The organism is Streptomyces sp. NPDC048483 (assembly GCF_040651455.1).
Lineage (GTDB): Bacteria > Actinomycetota > Actinomycetes > Streptomycetales > Streptomycetaceae > Streptomyces.
The window spans coordinates 49,175-73,784 of record NZ_JBEZJZ010000006.1; the positions used below are offsets into that span (position 1 = coordinate 49,175).

The window sequence follows — 24,610 nt, forward strand, 5'->3', positions numbered from 1 at the left end:
GCGGCCCTCGCTGACCCGCACCGCTCGTCACTCTCCGTAGTCGTGGCGCTGCTCTGTGAAAGATTCTCTCCGAGGTCGATCTCCTTGTCGGACTTCGTCCCGCTCTGTGCCACCGGAACTAGTCGTTCCTCGCTGGAATAGGTGACGGGGATATTCACAGGCGCTGAGTTGTCCACAGATTTGGGGCAAGATCCACGGGATTTTCCCGATCGCTGCACCGTAAAAGTCCGCGAGTTCGCGGACGGGTGAGTTGTGTGGCGATAGGGGGACGGAACGTGTCTGGATCCATGACATCCGAGGGGCCGAATCACCGGGCGGACCGAAACGGCGGGGAGCGGGGCGGTCCGCTGATCCTCACCGAGGACGAACGGCTTCTCGACGATCTTCTGCGGCTGTGCGCGGCGGCCGGCGCGCTGCCCGAGGTGGGTTACGGCCCGCCGGGCCGCAACACGGCCTGGGAAACGGCGCCTCTGGTGATCATCGGGGAGGACTGCGCGGCCCGGCTGCGCGGCGTCGGACGCCGGGAGGGCGTGATCCTCGCCGGCCGCTGCGCCGACGATCCCGTGCTCCTGCACCAGGCCGTCGCCCTCGGCGCGGAGCGGGTGCTGGCCCTCCCCGACGGAGAGCGCTGGCTGGCCGACCGGATCGCCGACGCGGTCGAGGGCGTCGGCTCACCGGCCCTGACGGTCGGCGTCGTCGGGGGCCGCGGCGGGGCAGGGGCGAGCAGCCTGGCCTGCGCCCTCGCCGTCACGGCGGCCCGTACGGGCGCGCGCACCATGCTGGTGGACGGCGATCCCCTGGGCGGCGGGCTCGACGTCCTCCTGGGTGGGGAGAAGGAGCAGGGCCTGCGCTGGCCCGCCTTCTGCGAATCGCGCGGCCGGGTGGCCGGCGGCGCCCTGGCGGATTCGCTGCCGCAGCTGCACTCCCTGCGCGTGCTCAGCTGGGACCGGGGTGGCGAGGTGGTCATCCCGCCATCAGCCATGCGCGCGGTGCTCGCGGCGGCGCGCAGGCGGGGCGGCGTCGTGGTGGTGGACCTGCCACGGCGGGTGGATGACGCGGTGGCGGAGGCGCTGGCCCAGGTGGACGTCGGGCTGCTGATCGTCCCCGCGGAGCTGCGCGCGGTCGCGGCGGCGCAGCGCGTCATGGTGGGTGTACGGCCGGTGCTCGGCGATCTGCGGGTGGTTGTGCGGGGCGTTCCCGGGCCGGATCCGGGTCTGGCCCCGGACGAGATCGCCCGGCTGCTGGAGCTGCCGCTGGCCGGTGAACTGGCGTGGGAGGCCGGCCTGTTGGGGGATCTGGCGCGGGGCGTGCCACCGGGGGCCGGCCCGCGGGGGCCGCTGGCGCGGTTCTGTACGGAGTTCTGGGAACGGGTGTCGCCGGCATCGGGCCCACCACCGGGCCCGCGCATGCCGCGCCCCCGGCCGGTTGCCGGCCGGTCCGCCCGCACGGCCGTCCGTGGCGGTGTCCGCACATGACCGGCCAGGACCTGCTCGACGCGGTACGCCGGCGACTGGCCGAGGCCGGGGCGGAGCCGACACCGGCCCGGGTGGCGGTGGCGCTGCGGGAGGAGGGGCGGCTGCTCGGGGACGCCGAAGTGCTGGGCGTGGTCGCCGCGTTGCGTTCCGAGATGGTGGGCAGCGGGCCGCTGGAGCCGCTGCTGGCCGCCGCGGATGTGACGGATGTGCTGGTCACCGCGCCGGACGAGGTGTGGGTGGACCGGGGCGGCGGGCTGGAGCGTACGGCGGTGCGCTTCCGGGATGCGGCGGAGGTGCGACGGCTGGCCCAGCGGTTGGCGGCGGTGGCCGGGCGGCGCCTCGACGACGCCCGCCCCTGGGTCGACGCCCGCCTCCCGGACGGCACCCGGCTGCATGCCGTGCTGCCCCCGGTGGCCGTAGCCGGGACCTGTCTGTCCCTGAGGGTGCTGCGGCCACGGGCCTTCACCCTCGCCGACCTGGTGGCGGCCGGGACGGTACCGCCGGGCGGCGACCGGCTGCTCGGCGCCGTACTGGCGGCCCGGCTGTCCTTTGTCATCAGCGGCGGAACGGGATCCGGTAAGACGACGCTGCTCAGCACGCTGCTGGGGCTGGTCGGCCCGGCCGAGCGGATCGTGCTGGCCGAGGATTCGGCGGAGCTGCGGCCGGACCATCCCCATGTGGTGCGGCTGGAGACCCGGCCCGCCAACCAGGAGGGCATCGGCCGGGTGACGCTGCGGGACCTCGTACGGCAGGCGCTGCGGATGAGGCCGGACCGGCTGGTGGTCGGCGAGGTCCGCGGTGCCGAGGTCACCGACCTGCTGGCGGCGCTGAACACCGGCCATGAGGGCGGCAGCGGCACGGTGCATGCGAACGCCGCGTGCGACGTCCCCGCCCGCCTGGAGGCCCTCGGCTCGACGGCCGGGCTGGACCGCGCCGCCCTGCACAGTCAGCTGGCGGCCGCCCTCTCGCTCGTACTGCATCTCGCACGCGACCGGTCCGGGCGTCGGCGGATCGCCGAGATCCATGTGCTGGAGCGGGACCGGGACGGCTTCGTGGTGACCGTACCGGCCGCGCTCTGGGCCCCGGACGGGTTCCGGGAGGCGCGTGGCTGGGGGCGGTTGACCGAACTCTGCGAGCGCGGGGGTGAGCGGTGATGGCCTCTCCGGGCGGCCTGGGTCCGGTCCTGGGCGCGGCGGTGGTGGCGGTCCTCTGTGCGGGCGCGGCGGGGTGGTTGGCCGTGGGCGGGCGGGACGTTACGGGGCGGCGGGCCCGGGAGTTGCTCGCGGGGGACGGAGGGGTGCTGGATCCGGTGGCCTGGCGGGTCCGGTGGCGGCGTGCCGGGCGCTGGGGCCGCGGACGCATCGGCCGGGAGGCCTGGTGCCTCCCGGTGGGGCTGGCGGTCGGCCTGGCCGACGGGTCCGTGGTGCCCGTACTCGCCTCGGTGGCGGCCGCGGTCGCCGTCCGCCGGTGGCTGGCCGCCCGCGAGGCGGAGCGCGAGCGGGAGCGGCGTACCGCGGGGGTGATCGGGCTGTGCGCGGCCGTGGCGGGCGAACTGCGGGCCGGACAGCAGCCGCACCGGGCCCTGCTCGCCACCGGGGCGCCGGGCCTCGGGCAAGAGGGGGCGGCGGTGCTGGCGGCCGCGCGCTACGGCGGCGACGTCCCCCGGGCGCTGCGCACGGCGGCGCGGCTGCCCGGGGCCGACGGGCTGACCGGGATGGCGGCCTGCTGGCAGGTCGCGGTGCAGGGCGGAGCCGGGCTCGCCTCCGGGCTGGAGCGGATCGCGGCCGCTCTCCGGACCCGGCATGACCAACGGGGGGAATTACGGGCCCAGTTGGCGGGACCCCGGGCCACGGCGCTGATGCTCGCACTGCTTCCGGTGTGCGGGCTCCTGATGGGCAGCGCGCTCGGCGCCGACCCGCTACGGGTGCTGCTGCACACCCCGGCCGGATGGGGCTGCCTGGTGGTCGGCGGGCTACTGGAGTGGGGCGGCGTGGCCTGGACGGCGCGGATCGTCGCGCACGCCGGCGAGGAGAGGGGGAAACGGTGAATGCAGAAGTTGTCCACAGGGTGGGGACAGTCGTCCCGGTCGCGATGTTCGTGGTGTGCGCGATCGCGCTGGTGCGGGAGGTGCACCGCGGGCGGACCGTACGGAATCGGGTGCGGGCCATGTTCGGGTACGGCGGCGGGCGCCCGGCGCGGGGTCGTGGGCGCCGGGAGAGGGACGGCAAGCGGGCGGGGCGTCGGCTGAGGGAGTGGTCGGGGCCGCTCGGGGCGGCGGGGTTCGTGATCATTCTCGTCGACGGCGTGACCGGCGTCATCGCGGGGCTGGCCGTGGGCTACGGCGCACACCTCTGGCTCGCACGGCAGCGGGCCGCAGAGGCCGAGCGGGTGGCGGAGGCCAGGTTGCGTGCCGAACTGGCCCCGGCCGCCGACCTGTTGGCGGCCACCCTCGCCGCCGGGGCCGGGCCGCGGGAGTCGGCCGAGGCGGTGGGCCGGTCGCTGGACGGCACCGTCGCCGAGCGATTGCGCCACATCGCGGCGGAACTCCGCCTGGGCGGCGAACCGGCCGTCGTATGGCCCCGATTGGCCGCCCTCCCCGGAGCCGAGGCGCTGGCGCGTTGCATGGAGCGCGCCGGGATATCGGGGGTGCCGGCCGTCGAGCCGGTGGCCCGCATCGCGGCGGAGCTCCGCGCGGAGCACGGCAGAGCGGCGGCCGCACGCGCCCGGCGGGCGGGAGTGCTGGTCACCCTGCCGCTGTCGGCGTGCTTCCTGCCGGCGTTCCTGACGCTCGGTGTGGCACCGGTGCTGATCGGGCTGGCGGGCGGACTGCTGGGACGTAACTGAGCTGTACGAGACATGAGTTCGGACTAGTCATGAGTTCAAGGGGGTTGGCATGGCGCAAGGAAGGTTTCGGGGGATGTCTCGGGGGCTGTCCCGACGGTGGTGGCTGCGACTGCGCACCGCGGAGGCGGACCGGGGGATGGCCACGGCCGAGTACGCCATGGGCACGCTCGCGGCCTGTGCGGTGGCGGCGGTGCTCTACAAGGTCGTGACCAGCGGCGTGATGGCGGAGCTGCTGCAAGCGGCGTTGAAGAGGGCGTTCGATGTCCAGTTCTGACGCCGCCCCGCGCGGCCGGATCGCGCGCGACGCGGGATTTGTGACCGCGGAGACGGCCATGGTGCTGCCGCTGCTGGTAGCGGTCGCGGGGGCGCTCATCTGGGGCCTGATGGCCGTCTGCGCCCGAATCGAGTGTGTGGACGCGGCACGGGCCGGGGCGCGGGCGGCGGCCCGCTCGGAACCGCGCGCGGCGGTGATCCAGGCGGCCAGGGGCGCGGCTCCACGGGGTGCACGGGTCGCGCTGGCGCAGGAGGGCGACCTGGTGCGCGTACGGGTCGAGGCCGAGCTGCCCGGTCCGGGCCGGCTGACGGCGCAGGTCGGAGGGGAGGCGGTGGCTCTTGCGGAGGAGACGGTGGGGCGGCGATGAAGGGTTCGCGACGGTGTGGACGGTCTTCGCGGCGGCGGCGCTGTGCGCGGTCTTCGCCGCCCTGATCGGCGTGGGCCAGGCCGTCACGGCACGGCACCGGGCGGGCGGTGCCGCGGATCTGGCGGCGCTGGCCGCCGCGGACCGTGCCCTCCAGGGCCGGCCCGCGGCCTGCGCGGCGGCCCGGCGGGTGGCGGTCGCGCAGCACACCCGCCTGGTGCGCTGTTCCCTGGCAGGGCCGGTCGCCGACGTATCGGCCGAGGCCGGCAGCGGTCCGTACACGGCGCAGGTGCGGGCCAGAGCGGGTCCGGCGACGGATGCGGCAGGGGGCGGCGCACCACACCCCCTAAGCCTCCTTCGGAGCCCCCCGCAGCAGCTCGCCCAGGAGTCGGATCGCGCCCCGCTTATGGAGCGGATCGTTGCCGTTGCCGCACTTGGGGGACTGGATGCAGGACGGGCAGCCGGCCTCGCACTCGCAGGCGGCGATGGCGCTGCGGGTGGCGGTGAGCCAGTCGGCGGCGGTGTGGAAGGCGCGCTCGGCGAATCCCGCGCCGCCGGGGTGGCCGTCGTAGACGAAGACGGTCGGCAGGAGGGTGTCCGGGTGGAGCGGGACGGAGACGCCGCCGATGTCCCAGCGGTCGCAGGTGGCGAACAGCGGGAGCATGCCGATGGAGGCGTGTTCGGCGGCGTGCAGCGCACCGCCCAGCTGCTGGGGGTTGACCCGGGCGGCGTCGAGCTGGTCCTCGGTGACCGTCCACCACACCGCGCGGGTGCGCAGTGTCCGTGGCGGCAGGTCCAGCTTGGTCTCGCCCAGGACCTCGCCGGTGATCAGCTTGCGGCGCAGGAAGGAGACGACCTGGTTGGTGACCTCCACGGAGCCGAAGCACAGCCGTGCATCGCCCCAGGGGATCTCGGTGTCGGTTTCGAGGATGGAGATGGCGGTGGTGTCGCGGGCGGTCGTGGAATACGGCGGGCTGGCCTCCTCGACGAGGGCGACGTCGTCGTCCAGGTCGAGGTGCTGGACGACGTAGGTGCGGCCCTGGTGGATGTGGACGGCGCCGTCGTGGACGGCGGTGTGCGCGGCGGCCGCGTCCACGGTGCCCAGCAGCCGCCCGGTGCCGGCCTCCACGATCTGCACCGGCGAGCCGCCCTGGCCGCGGATGTCGGTGAGGTCGGCGGCCCGTTCGCGGCGCGTCCAGTACCAGGAGGTGGCGCGCCGGCGCAGCAGCGCGGCGGACTCCAGCTGCGGCAGCAGTCCGGCCGTCGCGGGGCCGAAGAGCGGGAAGTCGGCCTCGGTGAGCGGAAGTTCGGAGGCGGCCGCGCACAGGTGCGGGGCGAGCACGTAGGGGTTGTCGGGGTCGAGCACGGTCGACTCGACTGGCTGGTCGAAGAGCGCCTCGGGGTGGTGGACGAGATACGTGTCCAGCGGATCGTCGCGGGCCACGAGGACGGCGAGGGCGCCCTGCCCGGCGCGGCCGGCGCGCCCGGCCTGCTGCCACAGGGAGGCGCGGGTGCCGGGATATCCGGCGATGACCACGGCGTCGAGGCCGGAGACGTCCACGCCCAGTTCGAGGGCGGTGGTGGCGGCCAGACCGAGCAGGTCGCCGTTGTGCAGGGCGCGCTCCAGGGCGCGGCGTTCCTCGGGCAGATAGCCGCCCCGGTAGGCGGCGACCCGCGCGGGCAGCGAGCGGTCCACCTCGGCGAGCCGCTCCTGGGCGATCAGGGAGATCAGTTCGGCGCCGCGCCGGGAGCGTACGAAGGCGACGGTGCGGACGCCCTGGACGGCGAGGTCGGTGAGCAGATCGGCGGTCTCGGCGATGGCGGTGCGGCGTACCGGGGCGCCCTGCTCGCCGTGGAGTTCGGTCAGCGGCGGCTCCCACAGGGCGAAGACCAGCTCCCCGCGCGGCGAGGTGTCCTCGGTGATCTCCACCACGGGCAGCCCGGTGAGCCGGGTCGCGGCCTCGCCCGGCTCAGCGGCCGTGGCGGAGGCCAGCAGGAAGACCGGCTCGGAGCCGTAGCGGGCGCAGATCCGCCGCAGCCGGCGGACGACCTGGGCGACATGCGAGCCGAAGACGCCGCGGTAGGAGTGGCACTCGTCGATGACGACATAGCGCAGGGCGCGCAGGAAGGAGGACCAGCGGGGGTGGGCCGGCAGGATCCCGCGGTGCAGCATGTCGGGGTTGGTCAGGACGTAGTTGCCGTACTGGCGTACCCACTCGCGCTCCTCGGCCGGGGTGTCGCCGTCGTAGACCGCGGGCCGCACGGCCGAGCCCAGTGGGGCGGCCAGCTCGCGTACGGCGCGCCGCTGATCGGCCGCCAGTGCCTTGGTGGGCGCCAGATACAGGGCCGTGGCCCCCCTGCCGTTGGGGGCCTCGGAGCCGTCCAGAAGCGTCGAGAGGACCGGTGCGAGATACGCCAGGGACTTGCCCGAGGCGGTCCCGGTGGCGACGACGGCCGACTCGCCGCGCAGCGCGTGTTCGGATGTCCGTGCCTGGTGGGCCCAGGGACGATCGATTCCGGCCGAACGGATGGCCTCGATCACTTCCGGCCGGATCTCTTCGGGCCAGTCGGCATGGCTGCCGATGCGCGGGGGCAAGTGCTCCGTATGAGTGATGCGCGCAGCGCGGGTCGCGCCCCGGGCGAGACGGTCGAGAATCATGCCTGGGGAGGGACGCGCACCCGCGTCCTGCGGCAGTCGATTGGAGGCCATCGGCATCGAGTGTGTCACCGGACTGACCGACAATGCTGACAAGGCGTCGTGCACGCCTGCTGGTAAGTGATTGAATGCCATCGCGGCTGCCAGATCCGCCCCTACTTCGGTGGGGAGGCCCCAGGGGGGCGACCGCTCGATAGCAAGGTGCTGGAGGATCCGTGGACCTGTCCCTGTCGACCCGGACCGTTGGCGACCGTACGGTCGTCGAGGTCGGTGGCGAGATTGATGTATACACCGCGCCCAAGCTGCGTGAGCAGCTGGTCGAGCTTGTGAACGACGGAAGCTACCACCTCGTGGTGGACATGGAACGTGTCGACTTCCTGGACTCCACTGGGCTCGGCGTGCTGGTCGGCGGGCTCAAGCGGGTGCGTGCCCATGAGGGCTCGCTGCGCCTGGTCTGCAACCAGGAGCGCATTCTCAAGATCTTCCGTATCACCGGTCTGACCAAGGTGTTCCCGATTCACACCTCGGTCGACGAAGCCGTGTCGGCGACTGACTGACGGCTTGGTGGTGCCCCGCGCCCCAGGCGCGGGGAAGGAAGGAGTGGGGGGTACCGGACGTCTCGTCCGGCCCCCTGCGTTGCACGTCCGCATAACGAGGGGGATGGCATGGCCACCGTCGAACTTCGCTTCAGCGCCCTTCCCGAGCACGTCCGGACCGCGCGTCTGGTCGCCGCTGCCGTGGCAAGGCGCGCCGGGGTGGACGAGGCCGTGCTGGACGAGGTCCGCCTCGCCGTCGGTGAGGCCTGCAGCCGTGCGGTGGGCCTGCATGCCAGCAACGACATCGCGGCCCCGGTGCGGGTGCTGCTGATCGAGGACGAGAAGAAGTTCTCCATCGAGGTGGGCGACGAGGTGCCGGGCGGCGCCGGCGCGCACGCGGACGAGACCGAGGGCGGCGCGGAGAGCGAGCCCGAGGGCGAGGACGAGATGGGCCTCGCGGTCATCAGCGGGCTGGTCGACGACGTCGAGGTGACGACCGGCGAGGGCGGCGGCGTCATCCGGATGAGCTGGCCGACGGCACCGGCCGCGGTCCTGCCGTAGCGCGACCGCGCGGCACACCACTGGGGCGGCCACGAGCTGGGCCGTGCCCTCCGTTCCCGATGCGCGCGGGGCACCGCTGACGGCCGCCGCCCGCCCCTGTGCCGGCACCCTCCAACGTTCCGATCCGGACGCGATCTGACGCTCCGTTGAGCGGGCTCGACGAGGTCGGCGACCATCCCCGCCACCCGTTCGGCGGTATCCGGGCGAACCAATTATCTCTGTTGCCACGCGGGCCACATCCGGCTCGGGCGGTCGCATCATGTCCTTGAACAGCGGCGATCAGTACGACAGAGAGATCATCTGTCACCGGTCAGCGAATTCGCCGCTTTCCTTCGTCTGGGCGAATTCTGGGGCCGACATCCTTTTGATCATCGCGGCTACCGGCGAATTCCCTTTGAGGCGCCCTGTTTTGATCAGGTGCGGCTCCCTACAATCCGTCCACATCTTGCTCAGGACGCCTGAGCGTGCTTCCGCGCGCCCATGTGCCAAACGTCAAGGAGGACGAATGGCGGGGCCTTACACCCCTCAGTTGCTGGACACCCCCTCAATTCTGGCTGGACCGACGCTGACGTCGGGCAATCGCGGCATCGTGCTGGTGATCGCCGTCGTCGCGCTGGCTGCCCTGGCCGTCGCGGCGGTGCTGGTCCGCCAAGTGCTTGCGGCCGGCGAGGGAACCGACAGTATGAAGAAGATCGCAGCGGCCGTGCAGGAAGGCGCAAATGCCTACCTGGCCCGGCAGTTGCGGACCCTCGGCGTATTCGCCGTTGTGGTGTTCTTCCTGCTCATGCTGCTGCCCGCGGAAAATTGGACGCAGCGCGCGGGACGCAGCGCCTTCTTCTTGATCGGTGCCGGATTCTCTGCGGCCACCGGCTATATCGGCATGTGGCTCGCCGTGCGCAGCAATGTGCGAGTGGCCGCCGCCGCCAGGGAGGCCACACCGGCCGAAGGCGATACCAAAGAAAAAGATCTTACGGCGGTCGCGCACAAGGCAATGAAGATCGCATTTCGCACGGGCGGCGTCGTCGGAATGTTCACCGTCGGGCTCGGCCTGCTCGGTGCCTCCTGCGTGGTGCTGGTCTACGCGGTCGACGCGCCCAAGGTGCTGGAGGGCTTCGGCTTGGGCGCCGCGCTGATCGCGATGTTCATGAGGGTCGGCGGCGGCATCTTCACCAAGGCCGCCGACGTCGGCGCCGACCTCGTCGGCAAGGTCGAGAAGGGCATCCCCGAGGACGACCCGCGCAACGCCGCGACCATCGCGGACAACGTGGGCGACAACGTCGGCGACTGCGCCGGTATGGCGGCCGACCTCTTCGAGTCGTACGCCGTCACCCTGGTGGCCGCCCTCATCCTGGGCACGGCGGCCTTCGGTAACGCCGGGCTCGCCTTCCCGCTGCTGGTCCCGGCCATCGGCGTGGTCACCGCGATGATCGGCATCTTCGTCGTCGCGCCCCGGCGCAGCGACCGCAGCGGCATGACGGCCATCAACCGCGGCTTCTTCATCTCCGCGGGCATCTCGCTGGTCCTGGTGGCCGCCGCGGTGTTCATGTACCTGCCGTCGCGCTACGCGGACCTGAAGGGCGTCACCGACGCGGGCGTCCTGGGCCACGCCGGCGATCCGCGGATGCTGGCCCTGGTGGCGGTCGCCATCGGCATCGTGCTCGCCGCGCTGATCCAGCAGCTGACCGGCTACTTCACCGAGACCACCCGGCGTCCCGTCAGGGACATCGGGAAGACCTCGCTGACCGGCCCGGCCACCGTCGTCCTCTCCGGTATCTCGCTCGGTCTGGAGTCGGCGGTCTACTCGGCAGTGCTGATCGGTCTGGCCGTCTACGGGGCGTTCCTGCTGGGCGGGGCGTCGATCATGCTGGCGCTGTTCGCGGTGGCGCTGGCCGGTACCGGCCTGCTGACCACCGTCGGCGTGATCGTGGCGATGGACACCTTCGGCCCGGTCTCCGACAACGCGCAGGGCATCGCCGAGATGTCCGGCGATGTCACCGGCGACGGCGCGCAGGTCCTGACCGACCTGGACGCCGTCGGCAACACCACCAAGGCCATCACCAAGGGCATCGCCATCGCGACGGCCGTACTGGCGGCGGCCGCGCTGTTCGGCTCGTACCGGGATGCGATCGGCACCGCCGTACGGGAGATCGGCAGTGCCGCGAGCGGGATGGGCCTGAGCCTGGACATCTCGCAGCCCAACAACCTGGTGGGGCTGGTGCTCGGAGCCTCGGTCGTCTTCCTGTTCTCGGGGCTGGCGATCAATGCCGTGTCGCGGTCGGCGGGCGCGGTGGTCTTCGAGGTGCGTCGGCAGTTCCGCGAGAAGCCCGGGATCATGGACTACACCGAGACGCCGGAGTACGGGCGGGTCGTGGACATCTGCACCAAGGATGCGCTGCGGGAACTGGCCACCCCGGGCCTGCTGGCGGTGCTCACCCCGATCGCGGTCGGCTTCTCGCTCGGCGTCGGTGCACTCGGCTCGTTCCTGGCGGGCGCGATCGGCACCGGCACCCTGATGGCGGTCTTCCTCGCCAACTCCGGTGGCGCCTGGGACAACGCCAAGAAGCTGGTCGAGGACGGGCACCACGGCGGCAAGGGCAGCGAGGCGCATGCCGCAACCGTCATCGGTGACACCGTGGGCGACCCGTTCAAGGACACCGCGGGACCGGCCATCAACCCGCTGCTGAAGGTCATGAACCTGGTGGCGCTGCTGATCGCGCCCGCGGTGGTCAAGTTCTCGTACGGCGACGACAAGAGCACCGGGGTGCGGATCGTGGTCTCGGTGCTGGCGCTCGTCGTCATCGTCGGTGCGGTGTACGTCTCGAAGCGGCGCGGGATCGCCGTAGGTGACGAATCCAACTCCGGAAGTTCGGAAAAAGTAGCCAAGTCGACAGAGACGGCCGCAGTGTCCTGACCGACGGGGCCTCCGAAAAGGCCCTACAGCGGCTCAACAGGCGGGTGGACGGCGCATTTTGCGGGCGCCGGCCACCCGCCGTCGTTGTGCCCGTGCGGCCCCGTACTCCTTGGTGCAAATGGCTGCAATGAGGGGTGGACGGGCTGCCCGACCCATGGACCAGGCCGTTTGGACGTGTATGTTCCGGGGCCGAGAGCCATGGAAGGGACCAATCCGGTGAACAAGAAGCTTGTGGCTGCACTGTCCGGCGGTGCGGCACTCCTGCTCGCGCTGACCGGCTGCAGCGACGACAGCAACAAGGAACTCGACAGCTGGGCGAAGAAGTTCTGCGATCCTGCGCAGGCCCAGTTCAAGGCGATCCAGGACGCGAACGCCGCCATGCAGGCGACCGAAGGCGGCAGCACCGACTCCAAGAAGATCCAGCAGACGGATTCGGCGGCCTTCCAGAAGATCTCCGACGCCTACGCCTCGTTGGCCAAGTCCCTGGACAAGGCGGGCGCCCCGCCCAGTGACGGCGGCCAGGACGCCCAGAAGAACGCGGTCAACGAGCTCAACTCGCTCTCCAAGGGCTATGAGAGCCTCCAGAAGCAGATCGACTCGCTGAACACCCAGGACAAGGCGAAGTTCGCGGCGGGCCTGAGCGATCTGTCCGAGGGCATCAAGAAGCTCAACACCCAGAGCGAGCAGGCCTTCAAGAAGCTGGAGTCCGGCGACGTAGGCAAGGCGATGGCCAATCAGAAGGGCTGCCAGAGCCAGAGCGGGTCCGGAGCACCGTCGGCCAAGCCGCCCAAGTCGTCGTAGCCGTTCTCGTCCGCAGGCCCGCAACGGCCCGGCGACGCGCCCGAGAGGGGTGTGGCGCCGGGCCGTCGCCGATTGTCAGTGGTTGGCCTGACAATAGGAGCGTGAGTACGCACCTCCCCACCGCAGATGCCCAGGACCCCGAGAGCAGCGCCCGCACCGAGCGGCTGCGCCAGGCGCTGCTGGCCGCCGCCTTCACCGCCGACGGCCTGCTCGACCTGCTCGGCGCCCCGGCCTATGCCGCGCTGGCGCGCAGCGAGACCGTCCCGGCGCTGCGGGCCACGCGCGGCGACGGCCCGCTGGAGACCCTGGTGCGGCTGTTCCTGCTCCAGCGTCCCGTGACGGAGCACCGGGCCCGGGCCGCGCTGCCGGTGGCGGACTGCCTCGCCGACGGCTGGCTGGAGCGGGACGGCGACGAGGTGCGCGCCACGGTGGACGTACGGCCGTACGGCGGCCCCGAGGGGCAGGACTGGTGGATCGTCTCCGACCTGGGCTGCGCGGTCGGCGGTGCGGGCGGCATCCGGGGCGCGGGGGCGGTGGACCGCTCGGAGCTGGTGCTCGGCGTGGGCGGCGCGTCCACGACCCTCTCCGGGATCACCGCGCGTACGCCCGTCGCCAAGGCCCTCGACCTCGGTACGGGCTCCGGCATCCAGGCGCTGCACGCCGCCCAGCACGCCACCCGCGTCACGGCCACCGACCTCAACCCGCGGGCGCTGCGGATCGCCGCGCTGACGCTGGCGCTGTCCGGGGCGCGCCCGGCGGACCTGAGGGAGGGCTCGCTCTTCGAGCCGGTCGGCGACGAGACGTACGACCTGATCGTGTCCAACCCGCCTTTTGTGATCTCTCCCGGCGCCCGCCTCACCTACCGGGACGGCGGGATGGGCGGCGACGACCTGTGCCGGACCCTCGTCCAGCAGTCCGCGGCGCATCTCAATGACGGCGGGTACTGCCAGCTGCTGGCCAATTGGCAGCATGTGGAGGGCGAGGAGTGGCACGACCGGCTGCGCTCCTGGGTGCCGCGCGGCTGCGACGCCTGGATCGTGCAGCGGGAGGTGCAGGACATCACGCAGTACGCCGAGCTGTGGCTGCGCGATGCGGGCGATCACCGCGTCGGCGAGAAGGAGTACGCCGCGCGGTACGACGCCTGGCTCGACGAATTCGAGGAGCGCAGGACCAAGGCCGTCGGCTTCGGCTGGATCACGCTGCGCAAGTCCGGCTCCGACACTCCGGCCATCACGGTCGAGGAGTGGCCGCACCCGGTGGAGCAGCCGCTGGGGGAGTCGGTCGTACGGCACTTCGACCGCCAGGACTATCTGCGCGCCACGGACGACGCGGCGCTGCTGGGCGCCCATTTCCGGCTCGCCGACGAGGTGGTCCAGGAGCAGGTCGGGCTGCCCGGGGCGGAGGACCCCGAGCATGTGGTGCTGCGTCAGAACCGCGGCATGCGGCGGGCCACGAAGGTGGACACGGTCGGCGCGGGCTTCGCCGGCGTGTGTGACGGCTCGTTGCCCGCCGGGCGGATCCTGGACGCCATCGCCCAACTCGTCGGCGAGGACCCGGTGCGGCTGCGGGACCGTACGCCGGAGTCGATCCGGATGCTGATCGAGCAGGGGTTCCTGGAGCCGGTGGCGTCGGAGAGCTAGCGGGCGGCTCCCTACGGGACGCCCGTTCGGCGTTATCCGTACGGCGCATCCGTACGACACAAGTGGAAGCCGTTCATCCGGCGTTCTCCCGGGCGCTGCCCGTGGGTGCCACGCTGCTCGTATGGAGAGTGGACCCGAGGCGTTCGCAGGGGCGGCCTTTGCGCTGTTCGGTGCCGGACTGCTGCTGTGGACGGGCGTATGCGTACGGGCCGGGGCGCCGGTTGCCGATGGCGTCGGCCGGGTGGTGGGGGCCGTGACGGCGCTCCTGTTCGGAGTGGTGTTCCTGGGCGCGGGGGGCTGGTTGCTGGCGTCGCTGTAGCCCGGTCCGGTCCGGCCCGGCCCGGTCCGGCCCGCTCTGCGACGGGCCGTCAACGGGGCGCCGGACGAGGGGCGTTCGCTTCCGGCCAGTTGTGTTCCGGGTGGCCGACACGCAGCGGACCGGGGAACCCCCGCATCGTGCCGTTCGTGTTTCTCGATGAAGGTCACGAACCGGCTTGTCAGTGAGGAAACCCCATGAATCGCGCACTCCGCTACGTCGCCATCGGTGCGGTCGCCGTCTCCGTTCTCGTCGGAGGGTCGGCCGTCGCCTTCGCCGAGCCGGCTCACTTGGACGCGCCGGCGTCCGTCGTGGCCACCGCCCCGACCGCGGCGCAGCTGACGGCCAAGGCGAGCGCGACCACCGTCGACGCCTGGCAGGAGTTCCGGATCTCCGGCACGGCGAAGGGCATCGAGACGGGGAGCAAGGTCACCGTCCAGCAGAAGCAGGGGACCAAGTGGGTTGCGCTGCCCGCCAAGGCACCGGTCAATGCCGGTGGTACGTACTCGGTGCGGGTCAAGCTCGGCCTCAAGGGAGTCAACCAGCTCCGGGTCGGCTCGGGCGGTGCGATATCGCCGGTGGTGACCGTCACCGTCCGCTGAGCCACAGCGGCGGCCGGAGCCGGTCCGGGTCGGCATCCCACCCGGACCGATCCGGACGGGCTCAGCCGCCGAGGTTGCGGGCGAGCATCCACACCGCGGCGATACCCAGCACCACGGCATTGCCGCGGGCGCTGAGCCGCGGCCGGCAGTACCGCCCCCGCAGTCCCGCGCCCAGCCAGCGCGCGACGATATAGACGGCGGCCGGTATCCCCAGCGTGAACAGCACGATGTTGTCGTGGAAGGCCGCCACGACATCGCCGTGCAGCAGGTCGTACGCCATCCGCGTCCCGCCGCACAGCGGGCACAGCACCCCGGTGGCCCATTTGAGCGGGCAGGGGAGCAGCACCTGGCCCGGCTGGTGCGGGTTGGTGTGCCAGAGATAGACGGCGCCCAGCGCACCGACGCCCAGCCCGAGGGCGGCCACGCGGACGGTGCGCTTGCGGATCGCCGTGGCGGAGAGCGGCATATGGCTCACACGCTCAGCGACCTGGCGTAGTTGACCTGGTTCATGACGAACATGACCTGCTCGGGTGACTGCACCGGGATCATCGTGGAGTGGTGCCGGCCGCCGCTGGTGACCGTGACCTGCACAAACCCGATCGTGACGCGCTCCTTCATCAGAAGAAAGAGCAAACCGAGCAAACAGAAAAAGAAGAAGACAATAGCGAGCACGATGCCGGCCGTCTGGATCTTCTCCTCGGTCCGCGACATGTCGGTCGCCGTCCACACCGCGCCCTTGAGCGGCATCGGACCGGCGGGCGTCATGATCGTGTCGCCGGTCACCGCAATATCGCCGAGCGACAGCGCCATACCGGCGGGCTGCAGGGCCTGCCCCGGCACGACGCCGGGCGCGGGCTGCTGCGGCGCGCCCGGCGGGAATCCGGGCCCGGCGGCCGGCGGCGCGCCCACGGGCGGCGGCGCCGCGTTCGGGTAGCCGTATCCCGGCGGGGTCTGCGGATATCCGTAACCGGGCTCACCGGGCCGGCCGCCCTGCGGGAAGCCGTAGCCGGCGCCGGCGGGCCCGCTGTCGGCCGGCTTGGCGTACGGGTTGTCGGCCGCCGGGCCGGCCTCCGGCTTCGCGTACGGATTCTGGCCGGGCTCGTCCGGAGGCGGTCCGGGGTACTGGTTCGCCATGGGTGTTGACCCCCCGAGTGCGTGATGGCGGCAGTTACCGGCCCGAGCGGTGGGCCGTGCCGCGTCCATCCTGCCAGCCAACTGACATGTACCAGCAAGACAGCGGCGGCTTCCGGGCCGCCTTGTGGCCGTCGGCGGGTTCGTGAGCAGCCGCGATCCGGCGGCGGTCGTGGTGGGGATCGTCACTGTGTGAGATCACCGGCGGCTGCGCTATGGCGCCGGGCGCGGGATCGGGGCAGGGTACGGAAGGGGTGCCGCCCTGCTGGCGAAGATCGTCAAAGCCCCGCAGGAAGCGCCGTGAGCGGTCCGGGGCGGCAGGAAGTTATGTAGTCGGGTTACCGTTCGAGTGGCGTTGCGGGGTTTTTCCGTTTGACACGGGGGCGGGAGGTACCGTCACACTCCGCAGCGTCAAGCGTCACCGCAGTGGCCCCCGGCGTCCGGCCGGGGGACATTCCCAGCGTCGACCGGAGAGAAGAGCGAAGTTGTCCGCGACCAGCAAAGCCACAGGGGGCGGCGGCCGCCGACTCGTCATCGTCGAGTCGCCTGCCAAGGCGAAGACGATCAAGGGCTACCTCGGCCCTGGCTATGTGGTCGAGGCCAGCGTCGGGCACATCCGCGACCTGCCCAACGGCGCGGCGGAGGTCCCCGCGAAGTACAAGGGCGAGCCGTGGGCCCGCCTCGGGGTGAATGTCGACGCCGACTTCCAGCCGATCTATGTGGTCAATAGCGACAAGAAGGACCAGGTCAAGAAGCTCAAGGAGCTGCTGGCCGAGTCGGACGAGCTCTTCCTCGCCACAGATGAGGACCGCGAGGGCGAGGCCATCGCCTGGCACCTCCAGGAGATCCTCAAGCCCAAGGTCCCGGTCCACCGGATGGTCTTCCACGAGATCACCAAGGACGCCATCCGCGAGGCCGTCGAGAACCCCCGCGATCTGAACCAGAAGCTGGTCGACGCCCAGGAGACCCGCCGTATCCTCGACCGCCTCTACGGCTACGAGGTCTCGCCGGTCCTGTGGAAGAAGGTCATGCCGCGGCTGTCGGCCGGCCGTGTGCAGTCCGTTGCGACCCGTCTCGTCGTCGAGCGGGAGCGCGAGCGCATCGCGTTCCGTTCCGCCGAGTACTGGGACCTGACCGGCACTTTCGCCACGGGCCGGGCCGGTGACGCCAGCGACCCGTCCACCCTGGTCGCGCGCCTGAACAGCGTCGACGGCCGCCGTGTCGCGCAGGGCCGCGACTTCGGTCCCAACGGTCAGCTGAAGAACAGCGACGTACTCCATCTGGACGAGGCGAATGCCCGGGCGCTCGCCGCCGCCCTGGAGAACACCGACTTCGCGGTCCGCTCGGTCGAGTCCAAGCCCTACCGCCGCTCGCCGTACGCCCCCTTCCGTACGACCACCCTCCAGCAGGAGGCCAGCCGCAAGCTCGGCTTCGGCGCCAAGTCCACGATGCAGGTGGCGCAGAAGCTGTACGAGAACGGCTACATCACCTATATGCGTACGGACTCCACCACGCTCTCGGACACCGCGGTCACCGCGGCCCGGCGCCAGGTGACGCAGCTGTACGGCGCCGACTACCTGCCGGACAAGCCGCGCACGTACGCCGCCAAGGTCAAGAACGCCCAGGAGGCGCACGAGGCGATCCGCCCCTCCGGCGATCGCTTCCGTACGCCCGCCGAGACCGGGCTGACCGGCGACCAGTTCAAGCTCTACGAGCTGATCTGGAAGCGGACGGTGGCTTCGCAGATGAAGGACGCGACGGGTAACTCCGTCACCGTCAAGATCGGCGGCCGGGCCGCGGACGGGCGGGACGCCGAGTTCAACGCGTCCGGCAAGACCATCACCTTCCACGGCTTCCTCAAGGCCTACGTCGAAGGCGCCGACGACCCGAACGCCGAGCTGGACGACCGCGAGCGCCGGCTGCCGCAGGTCGCCGAGGGCGATGCGCTGGCCGCGCGGGAGATCACCGTCGACGGGCACGCCACCAAGCCGCCCGCCCGCTACACCGAGGCCACGCTGGTCAAGGAGCTGGAGGAGCGCGAGATCGGCCGCCCGTCGACGTACGCGTCGATCATCGGCACGATCCTGGACCGCGGGTACGTCTTCAAGAAGGGCACCGCGCTCGTCCCCTCCTTCCTCTCCTTCGCGGTGGTCAACCTCCTGGAGAAGCACTTCGGCCGCCTGGTCGACTACAGCTTCACCGCCAAGATGGAGGACGACCTCGACCGCATCGCCCGCGGTGAGGCGCAGTCCGTGCCGTGGCTGCGGCGCTTCTACTTCGGCCAGGGCCATGGCGAGGGCGGCGCCGCGGATGCCGGCAACGGCGACGGCGACCACCTCGGCGGGCTGAAGGAACTGGTCGAGGACCTGGGCGCGATCGACGCCCGGGAGATCTCCTCCTTCCCGGTCAGCGAGGACATCAAGCTGCGGGTCGGCCGCTACGGCCCGTACGTCGAGCGCGGGGAGAAGGACACCGAGGGACACCAGCGCGCCGATGTCCCCGACGACCTGGCGCCCGACGAGCTGACCGTGGACTACGCGGAGGAGCTCCTGGCCAAGCCGAGCGGCGACTTCGCGCTGGGCACCGACCCGGAGTCCGGCAACGAGATCGTCGCGAAGGACGGCCGCTACGGCCCGTACGTCACCGAGATCCTGCCCGAGGGCACCCCGAAGACCGGCAAGAACGCCGTCAAGCCGCGCACCGCCTCGCTCTTCAAGTCGATGTCCCTGGACACCGTCACCCTGGCGGACGCGCTCAAGCTGATGTCGCTGCCGCGGGTCGTCGGCAAGGACCCCGAGGGCGTGGAGATCACCGCGCAGAACGGCCGCTACGGCCCGTACCTGAAGAAGGGCACGGACTCGCGCTCCCTGGAGACCGAGGACCAGCTCTTCAACATCACCCTTGACGAGGCCCTCGCGATCTACGCGCAGCCCAAGCAGCGCGGGCGGGCCGCCGCCAAGCCACCGCTGAAGGAGCTGGGCACGGACCCGGTCAGCGGCCAGCCGGTGGTGGTCAAGGACGGCCGGTTCGGTGCGTATGTGACCGACGGCGAGACCAACGCGACGCTGCGGCGGGACGACGACGTCGAGACGGTCACGCCCGAGCGCGGCTATGAGCTGCTGGCGGAGAAGCGCGCCAAGGGGCCGGCGAAGAAGACCGCGAAGAAGGCGGCCAAGAAGGCGCCGGCGAAGAAGACGGCCGCGAAGAAGACCACCACGGCCAAGAAGACCGCGGCGAAGAAGACCACCACGGCCAAGAAGACGACTGCGGCGAAGAAGACGACCACCAAGAAGGCCGCGGCCAAGAAGACGGCGGCGCCGGCCGAGGACTGAGCCGTCGCGGCGTGATGTCCCTGCACGGCACCACGCACCGACGTCGCTGACCGACGGGACAAGGGCGGGCAAGGCGGACTCCGGTTCGTCGGGCCCGCCTGTTTGTTCGGCCGCCGCCCGGCGGTACGTACGGTCCCGATAGGCTGGCAGGATGACGCGTGCCGAGCAGCCAACGGTCGTGACCCCCACTTCAGGCGCCCTCACCGCGGATTCCCGCGAGCGCGCTGTGCGAGCTCTGCTCCGCTTCCCTCCGTTGAAGCGACTGTGGAGCGCCCAGTTTGTCGGGGGTATCGGCGATGCCTTGTCCATGCTTGTCCTGGTACTCCTCGCCCTCCAGGCGGCGCTTTACGTGCCGGTGGGCGGCGAGGCGGTCTTCGGCGGTGACTATCGGGGCGCCGCCCTCGCGGTCACCGCGGTCTTCGGGGCCAGGATGCTCGCCACCTTGCTCTTCGGGGCGGTCCTGCTGGGGCCGCTGTCCGCGCTGACCGCGCCCTCCGGTCCGCTCGACCGGCGCTGGACGATGATCGGTGCGGACGGCCTGCGGCTGGCGCTGCTGGTCGTCGCGCCCCTGTGGATCGACTGGACGCCCGCCGACGCACTGGCCTGGCTGCTGGTCACGGTCTTCGTCGGCGGCGTCGCCGAGCGCTTCTGGACCGTCGCCCGCGAGAGCGCGGCGCCCGCCCTGCTGCCTGCGCCGCCCCCCGAGGGCGCCGCCGTCCGGCCGCTGCCCGACAACATGGACGCGCTGCGCCGCCTCTCGCTGCGCACCAGCTTCATCGTGCTGCCCCTCGCGGCCGCCGCCCTGGTGGTCGTCACCCTCGTCAGCAAGCTGCTGGGCACCGGCCTCGACTGGTTCCACCTCCACCAGGCGGCCCTTGGCTCCTATGTGGCGGCCGGGCTGTTCGCCGCGTCCGTATCGATCCTCTACTTCATCGAGCTGCCCGGTGCGCAGACGCCGCGGCCGCGCTCCCCTCTGGAGGGGCTGCGCCGTCCCAAGAACGCCGGCTCGGGCGTCGACAAGGGCCGTACGGGCGCGATCCCGCTGCTGGTGCTTGCCTGCGCCGCCGTCTCCGCCGCGATCGCCGCGGCCGTCGCGTCGGCCGTTCTGCACGCCTTCGACCTGAGCGGCGGACCGGCCGCCTTCGCGCTCCTGGTGCTCGCGCTGACCGGCGGTACGGTCGCCGGGATCCGCGGTGCCCACAAGGTGCTGCCCGGCCTCTCCCGGCGCCGGCTGCTCGCCCTGGCGGTGGCCGTCACCGGCCTCGCGCTGCTGGCCATGGGGCTCGTCCCGGACCCGACGACGGTGCTGCTGCTGGGCCTGCTCGCCGGAGTCGGCGCGGGTGTCGCGGCCAACACCGGGCATGTGCTGCTGGAGCAGGAGGTCGAGGAGTCCCGTACGGCGCGTACGACCGAGCATCTGCACGCCGTCGTCCGCCTCGCGGTCGCGCTGGCCGCCATCGTCGCGCCGGGGCTCGCCGCGGTCATCGGCCCGCACCGCTTCGACAACGGCACCTTCGAGTTCGCGCACGGCGGCGCCGCCTTCACCCTGATGCTGGCCGGCGCGCTGCTGCTGCCGGTGGCCGCCTGGGTGCTGAGCAAGCTCGACGACCGGCACGGCGTACCGCTGCGGCGCGATCTGCGCGAGGCGCTGCGCGGTGGCGACCCGGACCAGACGCCCGCCGCCACAGGCTTCTTCATCGCCCTGGAGGGCGGCGACGGCGCCGGGAAGTCCACCCAGGTCGAGGCGCTGGCCGAATGGATCCGCGCCAAGGGCCACGAGGTCGTGGTGACCCGCGAGCCGGGCGCCACCGCCATCGGCAAGCGGCTGCGCTCGATCATCCTGGACGTCTCCTCGTCCGGCTTCTCGGACCGGGCGGAGGCGCTGATGTTCGCCGCGGACCGCGCCGAGCACGTCGACAGCGTGATCCGGCCCGCCCTGGCGCGTGGCGCCATCGTCATCACCGACCGCTACATCGACTCCTCCGTCGCCTACCAGGGCGCCGGCCGCAATCTCGCCCCCACCGAGATCGCCCGTATCTCCCGCTGGGCGACGGACGGCCTGGTCCCGCATCTGACCGTCCTCCTGGACGTCTCCCCGGAGACCGCCCGCGAGCGCTTCACCGAGGCGCCCGACCGGATGGAGTCCGAGCCCGCCGAGTTCCATGAGCGGGTGCGGGCCGGATTCCTCACCCTGGCCGCCGCCGACCCGGCCCGCTACCTCGTCGTCGACGCCGGACAGGAGCCGGAGGCCGTCACCACCGTCGTACGGCACCGCCTCGACCAGGTGCTCCCGCTGTCCGAGTTCGAGGCCAAGGCCCAGGCCGAGGCCCGTAAGGCCGCCGAGGAAGAGGCCCGCCGCAGGGCCGAGGAGGAGGCCGCGCGCAAGGCGGAGGAGGCGCGGCTCGAGCGTGAGCGCCAGGAGCAGCTTGCCAAGCTGCGCGCCGAGGAAGAGGAGCGCAAGCGCCAGGAGGCGGAGGCCGCCAGGGCCCGCGAGGCCGCCCGCCAGGCGGAGGAGGCGCGGCGGCGCGCCGAGGAGGCCCGGCAGGCGGCGGAGTCGGAGCGTCAGCGCCGCGAGGCCGAGGAGCAGGCCCGCCACGCCGAGCAGGAGCGGCTGCGCCTGCGCGCCGAGGAGGAGGCGAAGCTGCGCCGGGAGGCCGATGAGCGCCGCCTGGAGAAGCAGCGCAAGGCCGAGGAGGCCCTGCTCCGCGCCGAACAGGCCCGGGTGGCGGCGGCCGAGGCGGCTGCCGCGGCGGAGGCCAAGGCGGCGGCGGAGGCTGCCGAGGCGGCGGATGCGCCGACCAAGGAGACGCCGGTGGCGGATCTGCGGAAGCGGTACGTGGAGGATGCCGGTACGGGCCCCTCCGCGGCTTCCGGTTCCCCGGAGGACTCCTCCGCTGTTTCACGTGAAACCTCGCGCCGCGATGCCGACGTCGAGCCTACGGAGTCGCTGCCGCGGCCCGAGGCGCCGCAGGGCGCGGCGGACGAGACGGCGGTGCTGCCGCAGTACGGCGCCGGGCCGGATGCCCAGGAGACCAGCGTGCTGCCGCCCGTACGGGACGGGGGCGACCCCGCCGACCGGGTGCCGCCGTGGGCGTTCCGCCAGGACGACCCGAACGGCGCGGCGCGGCAGCAGTCCGGCCCCGCCGAACAGGGCGCCGAGCGCACCCGCGAACTCCCGCAGATCGACCCGTCCACCGGCCACCCCGTGGAGGCGCCGCGCAACCGCCCGCGCCCGGACTGGGCGGAGGAGACCCCGCTGGACGATCTGCCGACGCTGGCCGACGAGCTCCTCGGCTCGCACGCGGACGAGGAGACGGGGGGCGACGACGGCCGTCACGGGCCGCGCCGGCGGCGCGGCTGAGCCGTCACCTGGTACGAACCGGCCGTGGCCGCAGCGGACATGCTGCGGCCACGGCCGGTTTCCGGGACGGGGGCGTTTTCCGTACCGGCGGGGGCGCCCGGACCGGCTCTCGCCTCCACGTGTCAGTGGGTTGCACCACAATGGGTCGAGGCAGTACGGCACCACGGGCGGTACGGGCACTTCAGGCAGCACGGACAGGAATGGCAGGCAGCGCGATGGCGGTATGGGACGACGTGGTCGGCCAGGACCGGGTGACCGAGCAGCTCGCTGCCGCCGCGCGCGACGCGGATGCCATCGTGACCGCCGACAACGCGGCGGGCGCGGCCGCCGCGGCCCCGCTCGCCGAACCGGCGCCCGCCGGCCGGAGCGGCGCCTCCCAGATGACCCACGCCTGGCTGTTCACGGGCCCGCCCGGGTCCGGCCGTGCCACCGCCGCCCGCGCGTTCGCCGCCGCGCTGCAGTGCGTCAGCCCGGACCGCGCGCTCGGCGGCGCGCCCGGCTGCGGCTTCTGCGACGGCTGCCACACCACCTTGGTGGGCACGCACGCCGACGTCGAGATCGTCCGTACGGATCTGCTCTCCATCGGCGTCAAGGAGACCCGCGACCTGGTCCGCCGCGCCTCCCTTTCGCCCGCCGGCGGCCGCTGGCAGGTGATCGTCCTGGAGGACGCCGACCGCCTCACCGAAGGCGCCGGCAACGTCCTCCTCAAGGCCGTCGAGGAACCCGCCCCCCGTACGGTCTGGCTGCTGTGCGCGCCCTCCATCGAGGACGTCCTGCCCACCATCCGCTCGCGCTGCCGCCACCTCACCCTAACGACGCCGCCGGTCGACGCCGTGGCGGACGTCCTGGTCCGCCGCGACGGCATCGAGCCGGAGACCGCCGTCCGCGTCGCCCGCGCCACCCAGGGGCACATCGGCCGCGCCCGCCGCCTCGCCACCGACGAGCGCACCCGCGCCCGCCGTGCGGCCGTCCTCAAGCTTCCCCTGCGCGTCGAAGACATCGGCGGCTGTCTCAAGGCCGCCCAGGAGCTGATCGACGCCGCGGGCGAGGACGCCAAGCAGGTCGCCGAAGAGGTCGACGCCAAGGAGACCGAGGAACTGCGCGCCGCCCTCGGCGCCGCCGCCGGCACCGGCGGCCGGCTGCCCCGCGGTACGGCCGGCGCCATGAAGGAACTCCAGGACAAACAAAAGCGCCGGTCCACCCGCACCCAGCGCGACAGCCTCGACCTCGCCCTGGTCGACCTCACCGGCTTCTACCGTGACGTCCTCGCCCTCCAGATGGGCGCCTCCGTCCCCCTGGCCAACGACGAGGCCCGCGACAGCCTCCAGCGCATCGCCACCACCTCAACCGCCGAGCGCACCCTCCGCCGCATAGAAGCGGTCATCGCCTGCCGCGACGCCCTGGACCGCAATGTGGCGCCGCTGCTGGCCGTGGAGGCGATGACGGTGGCCTTGCGGGCTGGTTGACGGGGCGGGGCGGCCGCGGCGCTCGGGCCGTGCGGGCCGGGCCCCGGGCCACGGCCCCCCACACCACTCACCCCTGAGTTTTCCCACCGGGAACCGCCGGATCGGCTGGAACCACCAGATCAACCGGAACGCACCAGTACGGGCCGGAGCGGCCTGAAACGGCCCGAAACAGCCCGGAACAGCCCTGGCCAAGGCGCACACACCGTCCCACCCCGGCTACGCTCCGACCAAGGCCGGAACCCACATCACCGCCATCTCCGCCCCGCCGCCACAGTCACCGTTACCGCCACCGCCGCCACCGGTGCGTACCCGCTCAGCCGCTACCCCCGCTCAGCCGTCC

19 protein-coding genes and 1 pseudogene are annotated in these 24,610 nt (G+C 72.4%); 17 read left to right on the plus strand and 3 right to left on the minus strand.

Annotation, left to right across the window (positions count from 1 at the left end; translation table 11 throughout):
• Positions 1-287 precede the first annotated feature (287 nt).
• The 7 genes and pseudogenes from ssd to AB0D04_RS05020 form a co-directional block, all read left to right on the plus strand.
• Positions 288-1,475, plus strand: a complete 1,188-nt coding sequence (gene ssd / locus AB0D04_RS04990) for a septum site-determining protein Ssd (RefSeq protein WP_362699483.1) — start codon at positions 288-290, stop codon at positions 1,473-1,475.
• Entirely contained in the window at positions 1,472-2,629 is a 1,158-nt protein-coding gene (locus tag AB0D04_RS04995; protein WP_362699485.1) for a TadA family conjugal transfer-associated ATPase, read from the plus strand. The genes ssd and AB0D04_RS04995 overlap by 4 nt, the downstream gene beginning before the upstream one ends.
• Positions 2,629-3,522 (plus strand): type II secretion system F family protein, encoded by an 894-nt coding sequence (locus AB0D04_RS05000; protein WP_362699487.1) that lies wholly within the window; start codon positions 2,629-2,631, stop codon positions 3,520-3,522. The genes AB0D04_RS04995 and AB0D04_RS05000 overlap by 1 nt, the downstream gene beginning before the upstream one ends.
• A complete protein-coding gene (locus tag AB0D04_RS05005; protein WP_362699489.1) occupies positions 3,519-4,319 on the plus strand; it encodes a type II secretion system F family protein in 801 nt (266 codons plus the stop codon). The genes AB0D04_RS05000 and AB0D04_RS05005 overlap by 4 nt, the downstream gene beginning before the upstream one ends.
• A 73-nt stretch (positions 4,320-4,392) precedes the next feature.
• Entirely contained in the window at positions 4,393-4,593 is a 201-nt protein-coding gene (locus AB0D04_RS05010; RefSeq protein ID WP_362699490.1) for a DUF4244 domain-containing protein, read from the plus strand.
• Entirely contained in the window at positions 4,580-4,960 is a 381-nt protein-coding gene (locus AB0D04_RS05015) for a TadE family type IV pilus minor pilin (RefSeq protein WP_362699492.1), read from the plus strand. The genes AB0D04_RS05010 and AB0D04_RS05015 overlap by 14 nt, the downstream gene beginning before the upstream one ends.
• Before the next feature lie 13 nt (positions 4,961-4,973).
• A pseudogene (locus AB0D04_RS05020) lies at positions 4,974-5,207 on the plus strand (Rv3654c family TadE-like protein); the annotation flags it as partial.
• A gap of 96 nt (positions 5,208-5,303) precedes the next feature.
• Here the strand turns inward: AB0D04_RS05020 and AB0D04_RS05025 are convergent.
• The gene (locus tag AB0D04_RS05025; RefSeq protein WP_362699494.1) at positions 5,304-7,748 is read right to left on the minus strand and encodes a DEAD/DEAH box helicase; all 2,445 of its coding nucleotides are present in this window, start codon (positions 7,746-7,748) and stop codon (positions 5,304-5,306) included.
• Positions 7,749-7,828: 80 nt separating this feature from the next.
• On the opposite strand from AB0D04_RS05025, the gene bldG reads away from it, so the two are divergent.
• From bldG to AB0D04_RS05060, 7 genes are all read left to right on the plus strand, one after another.
• Positions 7,829-8,170 (plus strand): anti-sigma factor antagonist BldG, encoded by a 342-nt coding sequence (bldG, locus tag AB0D04_RS05030; RefSeq protein WP_046926810.1) that lies wholly within the window; start codon positions 7,829-7,831, stop codon positions 8,168-8,170.
• Between the two features lie 108 nt (positions 8,171-8,278).
• A complete protein-coding gene (locus AB0D04_RS05035) occupies positions 8,279-8,710 on the plus strand; it encodes an ATP-binding protein (RefSeq protein ID WP_362699496.1) in 432 nt (143 codons plus the stop codon).
• 505 nt (positions 8,711-9,215) lie between these two features.
• A complete protein-coding gene (locus AB0D04_RS05040; protein WP_362699498.1) occupies positions 9,216-11,621 on the plus strand; it encodes a sodium-translocating pyrophosphatase in 2,406 nt (801 codons plus the stop codon).
• A gap of 216 nt (positions 11,622-11,837) precedes the next feature.
• Positions 11,838-12,422, plus strand: a complete 585-nt coding sequence (locus AB0D04_RS05045) for a small secreted protein (protein WP_362699500.1) — start codon at positions 11,838-11,840, stop codon at positions 12,420-12,422.
• Positions 12,423-12,523: 101 nt separating this feature from the next.
• Entirely contained in the window at positions 12,524-14,062 is a 1,539-nt protein-coding gene (locus tag AB0D04_RS05050) for a methyltransferase (RefSeq protein WP_362699502.1), read from the plus strand.
• Between the two features lie 121 nt (positions 14,063-14,183).
• The gene (locus tag AB0D04_RS05055) at positions 14,184-14,381 is read left to right on the plus strand and encodes a hypothetical protein (RefSeq protein ID WP_362699504.1); all 198 of its coding nucleotides are present in this window, start codon (positions 14,184-14,186) and stop codon (positions 14,379-14,381) included.
• 194 nt (positions 14,382-14,575) lie between these two features.
• The gene (locus tag AB0D04_RS05060; protein ID WP_362699506.1) at positions 14,576-14,980 is read left to right on the plus strand and encodes a hypothetical protein; all 405 of its coding nucleotides are present in this window, start codon (positions 14,576-14,578) and stop codon (positions 14,978-14,980) included.
• 61 nt (positions 14,981-15,041) lie between these two features.
• On the opposite strand, the gene AB0D04_RS05065 is transcribed toward AB0D04_RS05060, so the two are convergent.
• Both AB0D04_RS05065 and AB0D04_RS05070 read right to left on the minus strand, forming a co-directional pair.
• Complete coding sequence (locus tag AB0D04_RS05065; RefSeq protein WP_362699659.1) at positions 15,042-15,446, minus strand: DUF2752 domain-containing protein; 405 nt, start codon at positions 15,444-15,446, stop codon at positions 15,042-15,044.
• Between the two features lie 5 nt (positions 15,447-15,451).
• Positions 15,452-16,114 carry a hypothetical protein gene (locus AB0D04_RS05070; RefSeq protein WP_362699508.1) on the minus strand — a complete coding sequence of 221 codons (663 nt, stop codon included), beginning with the start codon at positions 16,112-16,114 and terminating at the stop codon, positions 15,452-15,454.
• Positions 16,115-16,596: 482 nt separating this feature from the next.
• On the opposite strand from AB0D04_RS05070, the gene topA reads away from it, so the two are divergent.
• From topA to AB0D04_RS05085, 3 genes are all read left to right on the plus strand, one after another.
• Positions 16,597-19,443 (plus strand): type I DNA topoisomerase, encoded by a 2,847-nt coding sequence (gene topA, locus AB0D04_RS05075; protein WP_362699510.1) that lies wholly within the window; start codon positions 16,597-16,599, stop codon positions 19,441-19,443.
• 151 nt (positions 19,444-19,594) lie between these two features.
• Entirely contained in the window at positions 19,595-22,804 is a 3,210-nt protein-coding gene (tmk, locus tag AB0D04_RS05080; RefSeq protein ID WP_362699511.1) for a dTMP kinase, read from the plus strand.
• A gap of 215 nt (positions 22,805-23,019) precedes the next feature.
• On the plus strand, positions 23,020-24,270 hold the full coding sequence (locus AB0D04_RS05085) for a DNA polymerase III subunit delta' (protein WP_362699661.1): 1,251 nt from the start codon (positions 23,020-23,022) through the stop codon (positions 24,268-24,270).
• Positions 24,271-24,610 lie beyond the last annotated feature (340 nt).